19 protein-coding genes, 1 tRNA gene and 1 riboswitch are annotated in these 18,681 nt (G+C 70.6%); of the genes, 9 read left to right on the forward strand and 11 right to left on the reverse strand.

The genetic code is table 11. The annotated features are described in order from the left end of the window. The first annotated feature begins 29 nt into the window (after positions 1–29). Positions 30–443: an ASCH domain-containing protein gene (locus SM450_RS07205; protein ID WP_474618867.1), complete on the forward strand. Its 414-nt coding sequence runs from the start codon at positions 30–32 to the stop codon at positions 441–443. A gap of 53 nt (positions 444–496) precedes the next feature. Here SM450_RS07205 and SM450_RS07210 read toward each other — a convergent pair whose 3' ends face one another. Both SM450_RS07210 and SM450_RS07215 read right to left on the reverse strand, forming a co-directional pair. Continuing rightward, positions 497–1,375, reverse strand: a complete 879-nt coding sequence (locus SM450_RS07210; RefSeq protein ID WP_474618868.1) for an LLM class flavin-dependent oxidoreductase — start codon at positions 1,373–1,375, stop codon at positions 497–499. Between the two features lie 49 nt (positions 1,376–1,424). After that, positions 1,425–2,477, reverse strand: a complete 1,053-nt coding sequence (locus tag SM450_RS07215) for a MerR family transcriptional regulator (RefSeq protein ID WP_474618869.1) — start codon at positions 2,475–2,477, stop codon at positions 1,425–1,427. 146 nt (positions 2,478–2,623) lie between these two features. Between SM450_RS07215 and SM450_RS07220 the strand changes: the two genes are divergently transcribed. The 4 genes from SM450_RS07220 to SM450_RS07235 all read left to right on the forward strand — a co-directional run bounded on the left by SM450_RS07220 (position 2,624) and on the right by SM450_RS07235 (position 5,145). Next, complete coding sequence (locus SM450_RS07220) at positions 2,624–3,118, forward strand: GNAT family N-acetyltransferase (protein WP_474618870.1); 495 nt, start codon at positions 2,624–2,626, stop codon at positions 3,116–3,118. Positions 3,119–3,592: 474 nt separating this feature from the next. Continuing rightward, complete coding sequence (locus SM450_RS07225; protein WP_474618871.1) at positions 3,593–3,721, forward strand: hypothetical protein; 129 nt, start codon at positions 3,593–3,595, stop codon at positions 3,719–3,721. Positions 3,722–4,150: 429 nt separating this feature from the next. Next, complete coding sequence (locus SM450_RS07230) at positions 4,151–4,885, forward strand: alpha/beta fold hydrolase (RefSeq protein WP_474618872.1); 735 nt, start codon at positions 4,151–4,153, stop codon at positions 4,883–4,885. A 26-nt stretch (positions 4,886–4,911) separates the two neighbouring features. After that, a complete protein-coding gene (locus tag SM450_RS07235; protein ID WP_474618873.1) occupies positions 4,912–5,145 on the forward strand; it encodes a hypothetical protein in 234 nt (77 codons plus the stop codon). A gap of 99 nt (positions 5,146–5,244) precedes the next feature. Here SM450_RS07235 and SM450_RS07240 read toward each other — a convergent pair whose 3' ends face one another. Next, positions 5,245–5,682: a DUF6228 family protein gene (locus SM450_RS07240; RefSeq protein ID WP_474618874.1), complete on the reverse strand. Its 438-nt coding sequence runs from the start codon at positions 5,680–5,682 to the stop codon at positions 5,245–5,247. On the opposite strand from SM450_RS07240, the gene SM450_RS07245 reads away from it, so the two are divergent. Further along, a complete protein-coding gene (locus SM450_RS07245; RefSeq protein ID WP_474619044.1) occupies positions 5,629–6,183 on the forward strand; it encodes a tyrosine-type recombinase/integrase in 555 nt (184 codons plus the stop codon). The two genes, SM450_RS07240 and SM450_RS07245, sit on opposite strands and share 54 nt — an antisense overlap. Here the strand turns inward: SM450_RS07245 and SM450_RS07250 are convergent. Further along, positions 6,135–6,208, reverse strand: a tRNA-Gly gene (locus tag SM450_RS07250). The genes SM450_RS07245 and SM450_RS07250 overlap by 49 nt on opposite strands. Before the next feature lie 235 nt (positions 6,209–6,443). On the opposite strand from SM450_RS07250, the gene SM450_RS07255 reads away from it, so the two are divergent. Next, positions 6,444–7,424: a zinc metalloprotease gene (locus tag SM450_RS07255; RefSeq protein WP_474618875.1), complete on the forward strand. Its 981-nt coding sequence runs from the start codon at positions 6,444–6,446 to the stop codon at positions 7,422–7,424. Between the two features lie 107 nt (positions 7,425–7,531). On the opposite strand, the gene SM450_RS07260 is transcribed toward SM450_RS07255, so the two are convergent. Beyond that, positions 7,532–8,077 (reverse strand): pyridoxamine 5'-phosphate oxidase family protein, encoded by a 546-nt coding sequence (locus tag SM450_RS07260; RefSeq protein ID WP_474618876.1) that lies wholly within the window; start codon positions 8,075–8,077, stop codon positions 7,532–7,534. Between the two features lie 68 nt (positions 8,078–8,145). Between SM450_RS07260 and dcd the strand changes: the two genes are divergently transcribed. Continuing rightward, positions 8,146–8,724 carry a dCTP deaminase gene (dcd, locus tag SM450_RS07265; RefSeq protein WP_358041110.1) on the forward strand — a complete coding sequence of 193 codons (579 nt, stop codon included), beginning with the start codon at positions 8,146–8,148 and terminating at the stop codon, positions 8,722–8,724. A 72-nt stretch (positions 8,725–8,796) separates the two neighbouring features. On the opposite strand, the gene SM450_RS07270 is transcribed toward dcd, so the two are convergent. Further along, positions 8,797–9,831 carry a C40 family peptidase gene (locus tag SM450_RS07270; RefSeq protein ID WP_474618877.1) on the reverse strand — a complete coding sequence of 345 codons (1,035 nt, stop codon included), beginning with the start codon at positions 9,829–9,831 and terminating at the stop codon, positions 8,797–8,799. A gap of 13 nt (positions 9,832–9,844) precedes the next feature. Then, positions 9,845–9,980: riboswitch (cyclic di-AMP (ydaO/yuaA leader) on the reverse strand. Between the two features lie 231 nt (positions 9,981–10,211). On the opposite strand from SM450_RS07270, the gene SM450_RS07275 reads away from it, so the two are divergent. Continuing rightward, positions 10,212–12,245, forward strand: coding sequence for an N-acetylmuramoyl-L-alanine amidase (locus tag SM450_RS07275; protein ID WP_474618878.1), 2,034 nt, complete (start codon positions 10,212–10,214; stop codon positions 12,243–12,245). Positions 12,246–12,337: 92 nt separating this feature from the next. Here the strand turns inward: SM450_RS07275 and SM450_RS07280 are convergent, their stop codons facing one another. The 5 genes from SM450_RS07280 to SM450_RS07300 all read right to left on the reverse strand — a co-directional run bounded on the left by SM450_RS07280 (position 12,338) and on the right by SM450_RS07300 (position 18,545). After that, positions 12,338–13,339, reverse strand: coding sequence for a C40 family peptidase (locus SM450_RS07280; protein ID WP_474618879.1), 1,002 nt, complete (start codon positions 13,337–13,339; stop codon positions 12,338–12,340). A 179-nt stretch (positions 13,340–13,518) separates the two neighbouring features. Continuing rightward, complete coding sequence (locus SM450_RS07285) at positions 13,519–14,523, reverse strand: hemolysin family protein (protein ID WP_474618880.1); 1,005 nt, start codon at positions 14,521–14,523, stop codon at positions 13,519–13,521. Next, on the reverse strand, positions 14,516–15,823 hold the full coding sequence (locus SM450_RS07290; protein ID WP_474619045.1) for a hemolysin family protein: 1,308 nt from the start codon (positions 15,821–15,823) through the stop codon (positions 14,516–14,518). The genes SM450_RS07285 and SM450_RS07290 overlap by 8 nt, the downstream gene beginning before the upstream one ends. A gap of 82 nt (positions 15,824–15,905) precedes the next feature. Beyond that, positions 15,906–18,104, reverse strand: coding sequence for a (Fe-S)-binding protein (locus tag SM450_RS07295; protein ID WP_474618881.1), 2,199 nt, complete (start codon positions 18,102–18,104; stop codon positions 15,906–15,908). 177 nt (positions 18,105–18,281) lie between these two features. Further along, positions 18,282–18,545 carry a cell division protein CrgA gene (locus SM450_RS07300; protein WP_474618882.1) on the reverse strand — a complete coding sequence of 88 codons (264 nt, stop codon included), beginning with the start codon at positions 18,543–18,545 and terminating at the stop codon, positions 18,282–18,284. Positions 18,546–18,681: the final 136 nt, after the last annotated feature.

Here is an 18,681-nt window from a genome sequence, read left to right on the forward strand (position 1 = left end):
CGGGCGCGACGGGGCGTAGCCTCGGCCGAATGTGGCCCCGAATCGGTGGACTACGCGCGCTCGCTCTGGGCACCCCCGGCGAGCTGCGCGCCCGTCTGAACACGCTCGTGGTCTCGGGTGTGAAGACCGCCACCGCCGGCCTGACCGGCGAGTACGCGCAGGAGAACGAGGAACTGGAGCACGTCGGTGAACGGCTGGCCCTGGTCGACGACAACGACGCGCTCGTCGGCGTCGTCGAGGTCACCGGCGTCGAGGTGGTGCGTTTCGCCGACGTGCCGTGGGAGTTCGCCCGCGCCGAGGGGGAGGGGGACCGGTCGATCGAGGAGTGGCGGGCCGGCCACGGTGCCTACTGGGCCCGGCAGGGCACGCCGGTCACCGACGACAGCGAGATCGTCTGCATCCGGTTCCGGCTCGTCTCCACCGAGGGCAGCCTCGGCACCTGAGGTGTTAAGAGGGGGCCCCGCCTATGCAGAAAGCGTTAAGCGGGGCCCCCTCCTTACACCTGGTGCAGCTCCGGCAGCAGCGCCGCCGCCTCGGCCAGCACCGCCTCGTCGCCGGCGTACCAACTGCTCGCCCTGGGCCAGTGCGTCATCACGTCGGTGAAGCCCAACCGGGCCGCGCGGGCCACCTGCTCCGCGAAGAAATCGGCGCTGGTCAGGGAGAACATCGGCGCCGAGTCGAGCGAGAGGTAGCGGTCAAGCGTGGCCGGATCCCGGCCCGCCTGCTCAAGCGTGCGCGTCATCCGGTCGGACAGCTCCGCCACCGTGCCCCACCAGCTCTCCAGGTCCTCGCCGTCGAGGCCGGTGGTGACCCAACCCTGCCCGAACCGGGCGACCAGCCGCATCGAGCGCGGTCCGTTCGCGGCCACCACGAACGGCACCCGCGGCTGCTGGACACAGCCGGGATTGTTACGGGCGTCGACCGCGGCGAACCACTCCCCGCGCCAGGTCGTGCCGTCCTCCCGCAGGATCAGGTCGAGCAGCTCGGTGAACTCGGCGAACCGGTCGACCCGCTGCCGCGGCGGCAGCGTCTCCCCGCCGAGCACCGCCGAGTCGAAGCCGATGCCGCCCGCGCCCAACCCGAGCAGCACCCGCCCGCCGGAGACGTCGTCGAGCGCGGTCACCTGCCGGGCGAACGCCGCCGGGTGGCGGAAGTTCGGCGAGGCGACGAGCGTGCCCAGCCGGACCCGGGAGGTCACCGTCGCCGCCGCGGTGAGCGTCGTCCACGAGTCGAACCAGGGCCCGTCAACCAGGTCACGCCAGCCGAGGTGGTCGTAGGTCCAGGCGTGGTCGAAACCCCACTCGTCGACCTGCGCCCACCGCCGCCGCGCCTCCGACCAACGCTGGTCCGGCAGGATCACGATGCCAATCCGCATGATCGCCAGGGTACGGCCCGGGCCGGCCCCACCGGCCCGGGCTGGCGGTTCACGCCGTCACGTCGGCCACCACGCAGGCGACGTTGTCCGGCGCGCCCGCCGCGTACGCCAGATCGACCAACCGCCCGACGGCGGTCTCCGGGTCGTTCGCGCCGGCCAGCGCGGCGTGCAACGCGCCGGGGTCGACCACCGCCGAGAGGCCGTCGGAGCAGAGCAGGTAACGGTCGCCTGACAACGCGGTACGCAGTGCCAGGTCCGCCTCCACCTCGGCGCCCGCGCCGAGCGCCCGGGCCAGCAGCGCCCGCTGCGGGTGCGCCCCGGCCTCGGCCGGCGTGAGCCGCCCCTGGTCGACAAGGGTCTGCACGTACGTGTGGTCCTGCGTGAGCCGGGACAGCTCGCCGCCCCGCAGCAGGTACGCCCGGGTGTCCCCGACGTGCACCAGGGCGAGCCGGGTGCCGCTCCGCACGATGGCGGTGAGCGTGCTGGCCGGCCGGTCGACGTCGGTGGCCCGCGCGCGTACCGCCCGGTCGGCCCGGGACACGGCGTCGGCGAGCGCGGACAGCAGGTCGGCGGCCGGCACGTCGGCCGGCTCCAACGACCGCAGCGCGTCCACCGCGGCGGCGCTGGCATCCGCCCCGCCGGGACCGCGTACGCCGTCGGCGACCGCCAACAGCGTGCCGCTGGCGTACGCGACGTCCTCGTTGGAGTCGCGTACCGTGCCGGTCTCGCAGCGCGTCGCGTACCGGAAGGTGTGCTCGGACATGGTGGTGCCCCTCTCGCTGAGCTGGTCGACGAGGAGCGCGACGGCCCGCCCGCGGGCGGCGGTGTCCGCGCTTACCCGCCGCCACCAGGCGTCGAGCGCCTCGACGGCGGCCTCCGGCGGCCGGCCGCAGACAGTCCGGATCTCCGCCAGCGGCATCCCGGCCCGGCGCAGCGCGGCGATCAGCCGGGCCCGGTCGAGCTGCTCCGGCGCGTAGTAGCGGTAGCCGGAGTGCGGGTCCACGGCGGCCGGCGGCAACAGCCCGCAGTCGTCGTAGATCCGCAGTGCCTTGGCGGTCAGGCGGGCCGCGCGGGCGAACGCCCCGATGGTCAGCAGCCGCACGTCGCTCTCCTCCTCGGGCCGACCCGGTTGGCCGGCCCGGACCACGCTGGGCCTTACCGCAGGGGCCGGGTCAAGCCAGCATCGCCAGCATCCGCCCGAGGTGCGGCTCGACCGTGCCGGGGCGGCGCGTTGGCTAGCCTGGCGCGGTGCCGGAACTCGAACGCCTCGCCGCCCATCATGCGCCCGCCGTGCTGCGCTTCGAGCGGGAGAACCGGGCCTACTTCGCCCGATGGGTGCCCGACCGGGGCCACGACTACTTCGCCGACTTCGCGGCCCGGCATGCGGGCCTGCTCGACGAGCAGGTTCGCGGCACGTGCCGCTTCCACGTGCTTGTCGACGCCGACGGCGCGGTGCTCGGACGGTTCAACCTGGTCGACGTGGCCGACGACCGGGCCGGACTGGGCTACCGGGTGGCCGAGCGCGCCGCCGGGCGCGGCCTGGCCCGACACGGCGTACGGCGCGTCTGTGAGCTGGCCCGCGAGGAGTACGGGCTGCGCCGGCTGGTCGCCGACGCGGCGCTGGCGAACCCGGCGTCGCTTGCGGTGCTCCGGCGTAGCGGGTTCGTGCCGGCCGGCGAGGTGGACCTGAACGGGCAGCCCGGCCGGCGGCACGTCCTCGACCTGCGCTCGCACCCGTCCTGACCAGGGCTTTTACGCGCGTGGAGCGGGTGACGGGAATGGAGCCGCATTGGCGTAAGGTCGCCCGCATGGCTGACGCTGTCGTGATTCCCGGCGGTAGGTTCGGACCGGCCGCTCCCCTGCTGATGTATACCGGCGATCTGGCGGAGCAGCGGGGCGCAACGGTGCACCGATACTCGTGGTCGCAGGAGTTTCCGCCTCCTGATCAGCCAGAAATCGAAAGCTGGGTTGGCGGTGAGATCGTTCCGCTGGTCGACACCATTGGCGGTAGCCCGCTGCTGATCGGCAAGTCGCTCGGCACGAACGCGGCAGCGATTGCCGCCGAAAGATCCTTGCCCGCCGTGTGGATCACGCCCCTGCTCACCCTGCCGTGGGTGGCTGATGCGTTGGGCCGCGCGACCGCGCCGTTCCTGCTCGGGGGTGGCACTGCCGACAAGGTATGGGACGGTGGCATCGCCCGCCGGTTGTCCCCCCCACGTGCTGGAGGTGGAAGGCGCGGACCACGGCATGTACGTACCTGGCCCACTTACCGAGTCGATCGCGGTGCTCAGTCACGTCGTGGTCGCCGTGGAGGAGTTCCTCGACGCTCTCGGCTGGCCGAGCTGATACTCCAACGTCACTTCGCCTGTCTGCGCTGGTAGTGGGATTGGCGGGCTCGGGTTCGGGTGCTGCGCGGCGAGGGTGTGCAGCGGGGTCGGGCGGGATGATCAGCACAGGTAGAAGGCCAGCTCGCCGGTGGTGCGACGCAGCGTGAGTTGATGTTGTTGCGGAAGGGGCTGATCTCCGACTTGCGGGTACCTCCTCAGCGTGATAGGCCTGTAAGCTATTTGTGAACCCAGTGGCAAGATTCTGCGTCGGATCCTCCGAGACCGGTTCTGGGCGCATGCGGGCCGCAACGTCAACTGAATTGAGATTCCTATGAGCATCGCCCTTTCCACGGTGAAGGCTGGGCTGCGCGTAGCCTCGGTGGTCGTACCGGGTCTCGCCGGGAAGTGGACGTTCGCACTGTTCTGCAAGCTCCGGACCCCGTCGCGGGTGCGCCCCGACGAGGCCGAGGTCCACGCCCAGGCCCAAGTGGATAGCATCGAGTACAACGGTCGGCGGGTCGTCACCTACCAGTGGGGGGACGGCGCCAAGCCCGTCCTGGTGGTCCACGGCTGGGAGTCTCGCGGCTCGCGGTACGCACCCCTGGTGGCGGAGTTGCTCGCCCGTGGATACAGCGCGGTCACCTTCGACGCACCTGGTAACGGCGACTCCGAGGGAAATCGCACCACGCTGCTTGAGTACGCGGACATCATCGAGAAACTGTACGAGCGGCACGGCCCCTTCCAGGCGGCCGTCGCCCACTCGTTCGGGTCGTTGGCGCTCTTCCACGCCATGCGCAAAGGGGTCAAGGTCGACCGCGTGGTGACGGTGAACGCCGTGTGCGACTTCGACTACCTGGTCCACCGGTTCAGCGAGGAACTCGGTTTGCCCGAGCGCCTGAGGAAGGATCTGAGCCGCCGGTTCGAGGGCCTGTTCCCACAGGAGCAGGACATCTACCGCCGCTTCTCCGTCCCGTACCACGCGGACCGGGTGACCGGTCCCGTGCTGGTGATCCACGACGAAGACGACCTCCGGATCGAGATGTCGCAGGCCAAGAAGATCGCCGCGGCCTTCCCCGGCCAGTCTCGGATGATCACCACTCAGGGCTTCGGACACAGCAAGATCCTCACCGATCCGAGGACGCTGACGGTCATCGCGGACTTCGTGTCGGAATCCAACGTCTGACCGCAGCGCCGTGCACGCCGGCCGACTTGATCCCCTTTTTTCAGGAACCCGGTCTCGTCGACGATCAACACCTCGTCGAGACCGGGGCAAGCCTGGCCGACCTGATGGCCCGGATGGGTCACGCCTCGACCCGGGCCGCGCTGATCTACCAGAACGCCGCCCGCGAGCGTGACGAGCACATCACTGATGCCCTCACCTCGCAGATCAAGGAGAGCAGGGATCGGGCACGTAGCAGTCACGGCCGGCGCAAGAAGCGGTAGCGAGAGCCGGCGGCCTGGTCGCGGTGGTCCTTGGTGGCCTGGTTTGACCCCGGTTGTCCTGCCCCAATGGCACGCTAATGGCACGCCACGAGGGGCTTGCTACGGCCGGAGCAAGGCGCTGAGGGCGGCGGCCATTCGGGTCATCTCCTCGCCCGCTTCCAACACGAAGACCGCTCTGGCTGACCATCCCGTGTCATCGGGGTCGAACCCCGGCGGACGGAGGGTTACGCCGAGCGAGACGTAACCGCGCCCGTCATGACGCGCGTCGAAGCAAAGCTCCCGCTCCATTGACCTCCAGGTACGGATGTCCAGCCACCCCTTCCACCCTGCGGCCAGGGAGTCGAGGAAGACCGGCAGAGCGACAATGTCCGGGCTCCTGCACAGGCCGTCGATCATGGCCACGGTCGAAGCCGTCATCCCGTCCTCGTGCAGCTCGGTGGCGACGGTGAACACGTAACCGTCGCCGTAAGGGTCCTCAGGTGGATGAACGACCCACCGCGCGCCACCAGGGCGGCGCAGCACGTACGGCTCTCTCATGACTGCAGTCTCCGGACGCCCGATCGGCTCGTCCACGGGATTCGAGGGCAAGCCGGCGGAGCCGGTGCGGAAGTCGATCGCCGGAAGCCCGACGGAGGCCATCCGGGCTGGCGATCGTCTCGGCCGGCTCCCGATCGTCGAGAGAGGTGTCACTCCTGTGGGCGTGGCAGCCCGTCGGTTCTCGGCGGCTTCCCCGCCAAGATCAAGCGTGCCGACTACGCGCGACGCTGGATCGACCAGCGGCCGAACCTGCGACCCCGGACCGTGCACCTGTACGGGCGGCTGCTCGACAAGCACATCGTGCCGTACCTCGGCGGAGTGGAACTGGGGAAGCACTCGCGTTCACCATCGAGAGTGGACGCCCGATCCCGTACCGGGCACGGCCAGCGCAAGAAGCGTAAGAACGACCGAGGCCCCAGCCAGGGAACCTGTCCTGAGCTGGGGCCTCACGCTGGAGCGGGTGACGGGAATCGAACCCGCACTGTCAGCTTGGGAAGCTGATGTTCTGCCATTGAACTACACCCGCAGGCGGCCCCACTGTACCTGAGGTCACCATCCCCGTGCACCCAGGTACCCCCGCGTCGCCGCCACCTCACCCGAACTGGAGTGGATCAAACACGCTCGGTGCGTACGGGCCAGGGATGTTGCACGCCGGCAACATATGGGCGTTCTCAAATGCGTCGATGGGATGTAACGTCTGCCCCACGTTTCCGACCCGGCGTGACACACCCCCGGTCACGTCGTCAGAAAGAGGTGGGCCCATGGGACTTCGTCCCAACCTGCTGACCCGGCGTACCGCCGGTGTCGCGACGTCGACCCTTGCGCTGCTGCTCAGCACCGCGGCCGTCGGCGTCGTCCCCGCTGCTTCGGCCTTCTCGGCCGCCCCGGCCGGCGTCTGCGCCGAGCCGGCCGACAGCCACGCCAACGCCCGCGTCGCCAAGGGTGGCAACGCCAAGCTCGACCCGAACGAGCTGACCGCCAAGCAGGTACGCGAGCGCGAGGCCGACCTCGCCGCCGCGCAACGCGCACGGGCCAACTTCCGCACCGGCGCCGTCGCCCCACTGGCGACCGTGACCATCCCGGTCGTCGTGCACGTCATCCAGAAGAACAGCACCCGGGCCGGCGGCAACATCACCGACTCGATGATCAACCAGCAGATCAGCGTGCTCAACCAGGCGTACGCGGGCTCGACCGGCGGCGCGGCCACCGCGTTCTCCTTCTCACTCTCGAAGATCAACCGCGTGACCAACACGTCGTGGTACCCGATCGTGCAGGGCTCCTCGGCCGAGCGCTCGATGAAGACCTCACTGCGTCAGGGCGGCAAGAACACGCTCAACATCTACCTCGGTGAGCTGAGCGACAGCCTGCTCGGCTGGGCGACCTTCCCGAAGCAGACGCTCGACAAGATGGACGGCGTGGTCGTGCTCAACGAGTCGCTGCCCGGCGGCACCGCGACCAACTACAACCAGGGCGACACCGGCACCCACGAGATCGGCCACTGGCTGAACCTCTACCACACCTTCCAGGGCGGCTGCTCGGGCTCGGGCGACGGCGTCTCCGACACCCCGGCCGAGGCGTCCCCGGCCTACCAGTGCCCGACCGGCCGGGACACCTGCTCCGCGGCCGGCAAGGACCCGATCACCAACTTCATGGACTACACGTACGACTCCTGCATGTACCAGTTCACCGCGGGCCAGGCGAGCCGCATGCTCACCGCGTGGAACGCGTACCGCGCGGCCTGACCCGACGCACCGCGAAGCGGCGCCGGCTCTGTCTGAGGACAGGGCCGGCGCCTGTCGTTTCCGGCCCGGGCCGGGGCCACCGCGGCGGCCCCGGCCCGAGCGCGAGGTCAGGCGGCCGAGCGGCGGGTGTCGAAGCCGTGCCGGCCCCGCCGGCCCTCCGCGACGAGCGGGTCGCGCCGGGCCGGTGCGGACCCGCGCGGGTCGAGCCAGAGCCGCATCTGCGGTCGGCCGACGCCGGGGCGGGCGACCGGATCGCGCCGGGTCAGCATCGCCACCTCGACGGAGAACTCGAACAGCTTCCAGTCACCGAGCGGCGCCGCCCGGCCGATCCGGGCCAGCCGGGCCACCGTCGCCGGGTCGGTCACCTGATGAGCGCGACCCGCAACGTACGCCTCGTCGTCGCTCTCCTCCGGCGGGAACGAGTGAAGCGCGTAGCGGCCGTCGCGTTCGAGGTCGCGACGCTTGGGCGAGTCGATGACGAAGCACCACAGCCCGTCATCGGTGATCAGCGGGGAGACCGGGTGCACGCGGGGCCCGCCGTCGGCGCGGACCGTGGCGAGGTAGCCGAAGCCCGGCCCGTACTGCTGGATCAGAAGGCGGATCTCGGCGGCGAGTCGGGGCTCGTCGGCGGCGAATTCGGACCAGGAAGCCATGCCGACATTCTATCGAACACGTGTACGAAGAAGTAGTCCGACACGCAGGTGGTCGCTATGGTGTTCCGATGCTGCTCTCCGACCGCGACCTGGTCTCCGAGATAAAGACGGGCACGCTCGCGCTGGAGCCCTTCGAGCCCACACTGGTGCAGCCGTCAAGCATCGACGTACGCCTGGACCGGCTGTTCCGGGTCTTCAACAACCACCTCTACACCCACATCGACCCGTCGATGCAGCAGGACGACCTGACGTCGATGGTGGAGGTGCCGGAGGGGCAGCCGTTCGTGCTGCACCCGGGCGAGTTCGTGCTCGCCTCCACACTGGAGGTGATCTCGCTGGGCGAGGAGCTGGCCGGCCGGCTGGAGGGCAAGTCGTCGCTGGGCCGGCTCGGGCTGCTGACGCACTCCACCGCCGGCTTCATCGACCCGGGCTTCTCCGGTCACGTCACGCTTGAGCTGTCGAACGTGGCGAACCTGCCGATCACGCTCTGGCCGGGCATGAAGATCGGCCAGCTCTGCATCTTCCGGCTCTCCTCGCCGGCCGAGCACCCGTACGGCTCGGCTGTCTACGGGTCGCGCTACCAGGGCCAGCGCGGCCCGACGCCGAGCCGGTCCTGGCAGAGCTGGCGCACCTGGCCGACCCGCTGACGCCCGCCGACCGTTGTTAAGCGGGGCCCCCGCCTATACCGAATGCGTTAAGCGGGGGCCCCTCCTTGCATCTCAGGCGGGGCGGCCGTAGCTGTTGATGTCGCCGTCGTCGTAACGCTTCATGGTGATGGGCTTGCCGGACTGGGAGGCGTGCACCACCCAGCCGTCACCGACGTACATCCCCACGTGGTGCAGGTCGCCGTAGTAGAAGACCAGGTCACCGGCGCGCAGCTCGGCGCGGCTCACACGCTTCGTCACGTTGTGCTGCTGGCGGGCGTTGTGCGGCAGCGAGACACCGGCCTTGGCCCAGGCCGCCATGGTCAGGCCCGAGCAGTCGAAGTGGTCCGGTCCGGCGGCGCCCCAGACGTAGATCTTGCCGATCTGGGCGCAGGCGAACTTGACCGCCACCCCGGCCGCGCCACCCGGGTATCCGGACGGGCAGGGCGCCGGGCGCAGCGGGCCACCGCCGCCGTTGCCGTACACCTTGAGCCGCAGCTTCTGCAGCTTGGCGATCTCGGCGTCGATCTGCTTCTTCTTCGCCGCGAGCTGGGCCTCGGTGCGGCCCAGGTCGGCGACCATCTCGTCAAGCGGCTTCTTCTTCGCCGCCAGCTCGTCGCGCAGCTCGGCGATGGTGCGCACCTGCTCCTGCTGGTGGTGCGCGAAGCGGTCGAGCAGTTCCAGGCCACTCATCAGCTCACCCGGCGAGCGGCTACCAAGCATGGCGTTGACGGTCGAGAGGTTGTCGCCCTTGTAGGCGTCGGCGGCGAGCCCGCCGACCTGGCCGAGCGCGGCGTCCACCCGGGCCTGGAGCGGGGCGATCTGCCGGCCGAGCGCGTCGGCCTGCTTGCGCCGCAGCGCGAGCTGCTCGCGTACGGCGTTCACCTGCTCGATGACGGGTTCGAGCTTGTTCCAGTCGCGGTCGATCCGGGCTTCGATCTCGGCGACCGAGGGTTCGGCGTGTGCCGCCGTCGCGCCTCCGGTCAGGACGACCGCGGCGCCGACCAGGGCGGCGAGTGTGGTGGTGAAGCGGGACCAGCGGGAACGCGGCGCGACGGCGGACCGGTCGACCGACCGGCTCGACGTCGGCCGCGGGGCATGGTGTGCCACCGGGCGTCGGTACTCCTTCTTCCTGACCGCCTACCGGGTTAGCTGACGGGTTCGGGCGGGAAGGGAGACGCCCTACCGCAGTGGCTGCGGATTCACCCCAGGTACCTGGGTCCCCGATTCACCCGAAGGCGACTCGGCGGTGTCGGACCGTCACCGACCGGGTTGGACGGTGAACGTGCGGCCGACAATTGGCCAGAGTAGGGATCCCCGTTATCGATCCGCAACCCGAACGGCCGTGACACTCCGTACGGGATGGGCGACCCCGGACATGAGTGAAGCTTTTTTTCATATCAGATTATCCGTCGGAAAGGTATTGACGTCACGGGTGCGTGGAGTGAGGGTGGGGACGCAGTGACCCCCATCCCTGTCCAGGAGGTTCGATGCACCTCTCGCCCCCGCCGTCGGCCGGACGGATGCTGCTCGCCGCCGCCGTGGCGACAGCCACCGCGCTGGCGGTCACCGGCCCGGTGACCGCCGCGCCACCGAACACCCCATCCGGCGCCGACCGGCAGAAGCAGTACGCCGCCGCGGCGGCCGAGTACGGCGTACCGCAGAACGTGCTGCTCGGCGTCTCCTACCTGGAGTCGCGCTGGGACGCCCACCCGGGCCAGCCCAGCACCAGCGGCGGCTACGGCCCGATGCACCTGACCGACGCCGCGCACGTCCTCGCCTCGCCCCGCAACGGGCACGTCGACGAGGACGAGGACCCGCGCGGCGACGACTCCCGCCCGCGCACCCTCGACCCGGCCACCACCGCCGCACCGGCCCGGGAGAAGCCGCTGCCCACCGCCTCGCTCCAGACGCTCGACGCCGCCGCGACGCTCACCGGACTCGACCCGGGGACGCTGCGCACCGATCCGGCCGCGAACATCCGTGGCGGCGCGGCGCTGCTCGCCTCGTACCAGAAGGCACTGGGCGGGCCGGTCGGGGCCGGCACCGACGCCGCGGCCTGGTACGGCGCGGTGGCCCGCTACTCCGGCGCGGACACCTCGGACGCGGCGGCGGCCTTCGCCGACGAGGTCTACGACCAGCTCGGCCAGGGCGCGACCCGGACCACCGACGACGGGCAGCGGGTCACCATGGCCGCCACCGCCGCCCGGCCGGACCGCGGGGTGCTGGCCCGGCTCGGGCTGCGCCACGCGCAACGGCCGGACGGGCTGGAGTGCCCGGTGCGGCTTGCCTGCGAGTGGATCCCCGCCCCGTACGAGCAGCTCAGCGCGGACCCGGGCGACTACGGCAACCACGACCTGGGCAACCGGCCCAAGCAGCAGAAGATCGAGTACATCGTCATCCACGACACCGAGGGTTACTTCGACCCCAGCGTCGACCTGGTGAAGCGCGCCGACTACCTCGGCTGGCACTACACGCTGCGCTCGGCGGACGGCTACGTCGCCCAGCACATCAAGGCCAAGGACGTCGGCTGGCACGCCGGCAACTGGTACGTCAACGCCAAGTCCATCGGCCTGGAACACGAGGGCTTCGCCGGGCACGGCGCCTGGTACACCGAGGCGATGTACCGGAGCTCCGCCAAGCTGGTCCGCTACCTGGCGCAGAAGTTCGGCATCCCGCTCGACCGGCAGCACATCATCGGTCACGACAACGTGCCAGGCATCACCGCCGCGGCGGTCGGAGGCATGCACTGGGACCCGGGCCCCTACTGGGACTGGTCGCACTACTTCGACCTGATGAAGGCGCCGTTCCGGACCCTCGGCACCGCGCGTACCGGCCTGGTCACCATCGACCCGGACTTCACCACCAACCGGCCGGCGTTCGTCGGCTGCAACCAGCAACCGCCTGGTGTCCCGACGCCCACCCCGCCGGCCGAGCCCTGCCCGTCGCGCGGCTCCTCGGCGGTGATCCTGCGAACCGCGCCGAGCGCGGACGCCCCGCTCGTCAACGACCTCGGGCTGCGCCCGGACGGCACGCCGGACACGATGTACATCTCCGACCACGGCGCCCGCGCCTCCGCCGGACAGACGTACGCGGTGGCCGGCCGGCAGGGTGACTGGACGGCGATCTGGTATCTCGGCCGGAAGGCGTGGTTCCACAACCCGGCCAAGGCGCCCACGGCCAAGTGGGCCACCGGCTTCGTGGTGACGCCACGGCCCGGCCGGGCCACCGTCCCGGTGTACGGCCGCGCCTACCCGGAGCAGGCCGCCTACCCGGACACCATTCCGTACCAGGCCATCTCCCCGCTCCAGTACACGTTCGCGGCGGGCCAGCGGTACGCCGTCGGTGGCGTGCTGCCGGGCGAGTACTACCGGGCGGTCTCGTTCGACGGCTCGGCTCCCGGCGACCGCACCGTGGTCCGTGGCAAGAACCGGTACGTGCAGGTCCAGTTCGGTCACCGGATCATGTTCGTGAACCTCGACGACGTGCTGATCCTGCCGTCGCCGGTCGGCGCGCCCCGGTAGCGGAACCCGCGGCGCGCCCCGGTGGCGGCCCCGACGCGAGGAAGGCCCCCGGTCCAGTGGACCGGGGGCCTTCTCGATGCCTCGGGTGCGCCTCAGCCGACCCGGACGAAACCGGCGAGCGGTTGGGTGCTGATGCTCGACACCTGCACCGGTTTGCCGGTCCGGGGCGCGTGCACCATCACCCCGTTGCCGAGATAGAGCCCGACGTGGTGCAGGTCGCTACCGAAGAAGACCAGGTCACCAGGTCTCGCCTCGGAGCGGGAAACCTTACGGCCCTCGTTCCACTGGGCGCCGGTGAAGTGGGTGAGCGAGATGCCCGCCGCCTTGTAGGCGTACTGCGTCAGGCCGGAGCAGTCGAACGAGTTCGGGCCGGTGGCGCCCCACACGTACGGGTCGCCGACCTGGGCGCACGCCGTCTTGATGGCGGTACGCGCGGCGCTGCTCACCACCCCGTCGATCTTCGGGCAGCCGGCCGGGCGGATCGAGGTCACCGGCAGCATCCCGGTGAGCCGCCTGATCTCGGCGTCGATCTGCTTCTTCTGCGAGGCCAGCTTGGCCTCCTGCTGCTGCTCGGTCGCGATCAGCCGGTCGAGCTTCTGCTTCTGCGCGTTGTACTTGTCGCGGGCCGCGAGCACGCTGGCGATCTGCTTCCGCTGGTCGTCGGCGACCCGGTCGAGCATGACGAGCTGCTCGGCCAGGGTGCCCGGCTTGGTGCTCACCAGCAGCGCGCCCATCTCCTGCGAGGGGCCGCGCATGTAGTAGCGGGCGGCGATGTCGCCGACCTTGTTCATCGCCAGCGTGGAGGCCAGCTCCAGCGGCACCATCTTGTTCTGCAGGTCAGCGGACTTCTTCTTGTTGACCTTGAGCTGGGAGCGGACCTTGTTGTAGTCCTCGATGGTGGGTTCGAGCTTCTCCCACTGCTTGTCGATCTGCGCGTCGATCTCGTCCACCGAGGGCGCCGCGTACACCGGGGCAGCCAGCATCCCGGCGCCGACCGCGACGGCCGCGACCAGGGTGAGGAGACGGCGTACCACCCGGTGCGACCCGGCCCACCGGCCGGGGGGAGCGCTCGGGGCGTGACGTTGAGGGGGCATGGTTGCCACCGGCACGGACTCCTTTGCAACCGACCGCCGGGCGCCTCGCGATAGGGAAGATCGAGGCAGACGACCCACAGCGGTCGGTGCATCACATTAGGGAAGACACCGGGGTGGAATCAAGGCGGCTGTTTGTTCAATCATGTTTCCGCAATCGGTTGCACACCAAGGGTATTCATTCACTTGCCCATGATTGCCGTCAATACATCGTCGAGCGTGACCACGCCCAGGGGCAGCCGACCGTCGTTGACCAGCACCATGTGCCGGCGCTCGCGGCGCATCGCCAGCAGCAGGTCGGCGAGCGTACGGTCCGGCGGCACCACGGCCAGCGGCCGGTAGACCTCGGCCGGCACCGGAGCCCGGCGGCTCGCCCCGGCGTACCCGAGCACGTCCTTCACGTGCACGAAACCCAGCACCCGACGGGTGGTCCGCTGCACCACCGGGAAGCGGGACCGCCCTGTGCGGGTCGCCAGCACCTCCAGCGAGGCCGGTGAGACGTCCTCGGCCACCGTGGTCACCGTGGACCAGGGTTGCAGGGCGTCGGCCGCGGTGCGGCTGTGCAGGGCGAGCGCGCCGGTGATCCGGGCGTGCTCCTCGGCGTCCAGCAGCCCCTCGGTACGCGCCTGGGAGACCAGCCCGGCCAGCTCCTCGGCGGTGAACACGGTCTTCACCGCGTCCGTCGCCTCCACCCGCCACAAGCGCAGCACCTGCCGGGCCGACCACTTCATCGCCACCAGCAGCGGCTTGGTCGCGAGGCAGAAGGCGAGCATGGCCGGGCCGAGCCAGAGCGCCGACGGCTCCGGACCGGCGAGCGTGATGTTCTTCGGCACCATCTCGCCGACCACCGTGTGCAGGAACACCACCACGGCCAACGCGATCACGAAAGCCACCGGGTGCACCGCCGAGGCCGGCAGGCCGAGCGCGGTGAACGGCATCTCCAGCAGGTGCGCGAGCGCCGGCTCGGCGATCGCGCCCAGGCCGAGCGAGCAGACCGTGATGCCGAGCTGCGCGCCGGCGATCATCAGCGGGATCTGGTTCATCGCGGCGAGCGCCCACCGGGCCCGCTTCGACGACTCCGCGAGCGGTTCGATCACCGTACGGCGAGACGCGATCAACGCGAACTCGCTGCCCACGAAGAAGGCGTTGCCGAGCAGCAACACCAGGGCCACAAGCAGCTCAGGCACCGTCGTCGAACTCCTCGGGGCGAAGCACCCGGACCTGCTCGATCCGGTGCCTGTCGACCTCCACCACGGTGAACTCGTAACCGGCCGCGTCGACCGTCTCGCCGGGGACCGGAATGCGCCCGAGCCGGGCCATCAGGAAGCCGCCGAGCGTCTCGTACGGCCCCTCGGGCAACCGGAACCCGGTCTGCTCGACCAGCTCGTCGGCGCGCAGCACGCCGTCCACCAGGACCGTCCGCTCCCCGCCGGGCACGGTCAGCTCCGCCGGCCCCAGGTCGTCCACCGCGGCCGGGTCGAACTCGTCGGCGATCTCCCCGACCAGCTCCTCGACCAGGTCCTCCACGGTCACCACGCCGTCGGTGCCGCCGTACTCGTCGACCACGATCGCCAGGTCCGCGCCGGCGTCCTTCAGGGCGGCAAGCACCCCGTCCAGGTCCAGGCTCTCCGGCACGTACACCGGTTCCCGGGCGACCGCGGCGACAGTGGTGACGGCCCGGCGGGCAAGCGGCACGCCAAGCGCGTCGGGCACCCCGGCGACGCCGGTGACCAGGTCGAGCGTCTCCTCGTACACCGGGAACCGGGTCCGGCCGGTCCGCCGGGACGCCTCCAGCAGCTCGGCCACCGAGGCGGTGGCGCGCAGCGCGATCACGTCCACCCGCGGGGTCATCGCCTCGGCGGCGCGCTTGTCGCCGAAGCGGATGGTGCGGCGCAGCAGCATCGCGGTGTCCGGCGGCAGCGCGCCGGCCCGCGCCGAGATGGCCGCCAGCAACCCCAGTTCCTCCGGGGAGCGGGCGCTCGCCAGCTCCTCCTGCGGCTCCACCCCGAGCCGGCGGACCAGCCGGTTGGCCGAGTCGTTGAGCAGCCGGATCAGCCACCCGCAGGCGCGGGAGAAGGCCCGCATCGGCGCGGCGGTGACAAGCGCGGCCGGCATCGGACGGGCCAGCGCCAGATTCTTCGGCACCAGCTCGCCGAAGAGCATCGAGAGGAGCGTGGCCAGGGCCAGGGCGAGCAGCCCGGAGAAGCGTTCCGCCCCGCCGAACGGGTGCAGCAGCGGCGCCACGAGCCGGGCCAGGGCCGGCTCGGCGAGATATCCGGTGAGCAGCGCGGTGATGGTGATGCCGAGCTGGGCGCCGGAGAGCTGGAAGGACAGGTCCCGCAGCGCCCGCCGTACGGTGGCGGCCCGGGCGTCCCCCTCGCCGGCCCGCCTGTCGATCTCCGCGCGGTCGACGGTGACCAGGGCGAACTCGGCCGCGACGAAGAAGGCGTTGCCGGCGGTCAGCAGCACGAAGCCGACCAGGGGCAACAGCGTCAGAACCAGCAGGCCGTCGATGGGCGTGATTGTGGCACGCGAGCGCCGGTGGCGGGTCACCCCGCCCGGGTACGCCTCAGCCGGCCGCCGGGGCGGTCTCCTTCTCGCCGGCCGGCGCCTCCGGCTTGACCGAACGCAGCAGCACGCTCGCCACGTCGACCACCTCGACGTCCTCGCCGGCGCCCTTGCCGTTCACCCCGTCGTTGAGCATCGTCGAGCAGAACGGGCAGCCGACCGCGATGGTCTTCGCCCCGGTGGACATGGCCTCCTCGACCCGGTCCACGTTGATCCGCTTGCCGATCTTCTCCTCCATCCACATCCGGGCACCGCCGGCGCCGCAGCAGAAGGAGCGCTCGCTGTTGCGTGGCATCTCGGTCAGCTCACCCTGCATCGAGTCGCCGAGCACCTCACGCGGGGCGGCGAAGATCCGGTTGTGCCGGCCCAGGTAGCAGGGGTCGTGGTAGGTCACGCCGCCGTCGACCGGCTGCACCGGGGTGAGCTTGCCGGCGCTGACCAGGTGGGCCAGCAACTGGGTGTGGTGCACCACCTCGAACTCGCCGCCGAGCTGGCCGTACTCGTTGCCAAGGGTGTTGAAGCAGTGCGGGCAGGTGGCCACGATCTTCCGCTTGGCCTTCTCCCGGCCCTCGAACGCCTCGTTGAGCGTCTCGACGTTCTGCTGGGCGAGCATCTGGAAGACGAACTCGTTGCCGATCCGACGGGCCGGGTCACCGGAGCAGGTTTCGCCCTCGCCGAGGATGGCGAAGCTGACACCTGCCTCGTTCAGCAGCGTGGCGACCGCGCGTGTGGTCTTCTTGGCCCGGTCCTCGAACGCGCCGGCGCAGCCGACCCAGAACAGGTATTCGAAGTCGTCGACCTCGCCGACCCGGGGCACCTCGAACCCGAGCCCCTTGGTCCAGTCCTCGCGGGTGTTCTGCGGCGCCCCCCACGGGTTGCCCTTGTTCTCCAGGTTGCGCAGCATGACGCCGGCCTCGGACGGGAAGCTCGACTCGATGAGCACCTGGTAGCGGCGCATGTCGACGATGTGGTCGACGTGCTCGATGTCCACCGGGCACTGCTCGACGCAGGCGCCGCAGGTGGTGCAGGACCAGAGCACGTCCGGGTCGATGACGCCGCCTTCCTCGGCGGTGCCGATCAGCGGCCGGTCGGCCTCGGCCATGGCCAGCACGTCGACGCCGGCCAACTGCTCCGCGGTGCCCTTCTCCTCGCCGGCCAGGTCCTTGCCGCCGCCGGCCAGCAGGTAGGGCGCCTTGGCGTACGCGTGGTCGCGCAGGCTGAGCACCAGCAGCTTCGGCGACAGCGGCTTGCCGGTGTTCCAGGCCGGGCACTGCGACTGGCACCTGCCGCACTCGGTGCAGGTGCTGAAGTCGAGCAGGCCCTTCCAGGTGAACTGCTCGACCTGGGCGACGCCGAACTGGTCTTTTTCCGGGTCGGCCTCCTCGAAGTCGAGCGGCTTGCCCTCGCTCGTCATCGGCCGCAGCGGACCCAGGCCGGAGCCGGCGGGCTTGGCCGGGTCACGCTTGAAGAAGATGTTGGGGAAGGCCAGGAAGCGGTGCCAGGCCACACCCATGGTGACGTTGAGCGAGATCACGATGAGCCACGTCATCGAGATCACGATCTTGATGAGGGCGGCCACGCTGACGCCTGCCGACCAGTCCGGGAGCGCGGCGCCGACCGCATGGCTCAGCGGGGTGGCCCAGAGCGGGTGCTCGAAGTGGTCGGTGGCGACCTTGAAGCCCCGGATGACGAACCCGAAGATCAGGACCAGCAGCACGACCCACTCGACGAAGTAGCCCTGCCACATGGTCGACCCGGTGAACCGGGACAGGCCGCCGGGGCGGGTCGGCCGGTTGCGCAGCCGGATGGCCATCAGCACCACGATGCCGACCAGGCCCAGGATGCCGATCCATTCGGTGGCCAGGCCGAACACGGTCCAGTGCCCGATCACCGGCAGCCCGCCACCGGGCGAGACCACCTCGAAGTACGCCTCGAGCACCAGCAGCGACAGCACGATGAAGCCGACCATCACGAACCAGTGGGCGGCCCCGACCACGCTCCACTTCAGCATGCGGGTGTGGCCGGCGGTCTCCACGAGCATCTTCGTCGTGCGGGCGCCCTTGTCGGCGAACCGCTCGGGCGCGGGCTGCCCGAGCCGGATGACGGCGGTCATCTTCATGACCGCACGCACCGCAAGCCACACCGCCACGGCGGTGATGGCGACCGCGAGGATCGTGGTGACGATCTGGACGCTGCCCATCGAGTTGGCCTCCCGGTCTGCTGCTTGTCAGTGCAGCCTACGCGGAAGGTTACTCAGCAGTAACGTGAGTCTTCTCGCATCGGCCACGCCGCCCTGCGGACACCTTAGGTGGATCGACGCCCGGGTGCCGGGCAGGGGCGGCGTGGCGTGACGTGAGCCGGGATGGAGACCCGCTGCTCAGCGCCAGCGGGAGAGCAGGATCAGCGAGGACACCATCGCGCCGAAGCCCACCGCGAGGTTCCAGTAGCCCCAGGAGGCGACCGGGTATGCCTGCTCGGAAAGGTAGTAGACGACCAGCCAGCCGATGCCGACCACGATCAGCGCGACGGCGGTGGCCGGCAGCCAGATCGGGCTAGGCTTGCGCGTCGACGCCGTCGCCGTCGGACGCACGTCCGTCGGCGGGGTGTACACCTTCTTCTTGCGGACCTGTGACTTGGGCACGACGCTCTCCAGAGGGGGGTACGACCTCGTCCGGCCTGACAACCGGGCGCGGGGGCGACGGTCCATGGCCAATAATGTTCGACAGCTAGCGTAGTCCGGACGGGCCGTCCAAGCCACGAATGGGGCCGGGCCGGTG

This window comes from Micromonospora marincola (assembly GCF_056150385.1).

Coding starts and splice junctions, on each gene's coding strand:
- SM450_RS07205 (WP_474618867.1), top strand. CDS start 30: ATGTGGCCCCGAATCGGTGGACTACGCGCGCTCGCTCTGGGCACCCCC.
- SM450_RS07210 (WP_474618868.1), bottom strand. CDS start 1,375: ATGCGGATTGGCATCGTGATCCTGCCGGACCAGCGTTGGTCGGAGGCG.
- SM450_RS07245 (WP_474619044.1), top strand. CDS start 5,629: ATGAACGACCCACCGCGCGCCACCAGGGCGGCGCAGCACGTACGGCTC.
- SM450_RS07240 (WP_474618874.1), bottom strand. CDS start 5,682: ATGAGAGAGCCGTACGTGCTGCGCCGCCCTGGTGGCGCGCGGTGGGTC.
- SM450_RS07255 (WP_474618875.1), top strand. CDS start 6,444: ATGGGACTTCGTCCCAACCTGCTGACCCGGCGTACCGCCGGTGTCGCG.
- SM450_RS07260 (WP_474618876.1), bottom strand. CDS start 8,077: ATGGCTTCCTGGTCCGAATTCGCCGCCGACGAGCCCCGACTCGCCGCC.
- dcd (WP_358041110.1), top strand. CDS start 8,146: ATGCTGCTCTCCGACCGCGACCTGGTCTCCGAGATAAAGACGGGCACG.
- SM450_RS07275 (WP_474618878.1), top strand. CDS start 10,212: ATGCACCTCTCGCCCCCGCCGTCGGCCGGACGGATGCTGCTCGCCGCC.
- SM450_RS07280 (WP_474618879.1), bottom strand. CDS start 13,339: ATGCCCCCTCAACGTCACGCCCCGAGCGCTCCCCCCGGCCGGTGGGCC.
- SM450_RS07295 (WP_474618881.1), bottom strand. CDS start 18,104: ATGGGCAGCGTCCAGATCGTCACCACGATCCTCGCGGTCGCCATCACC.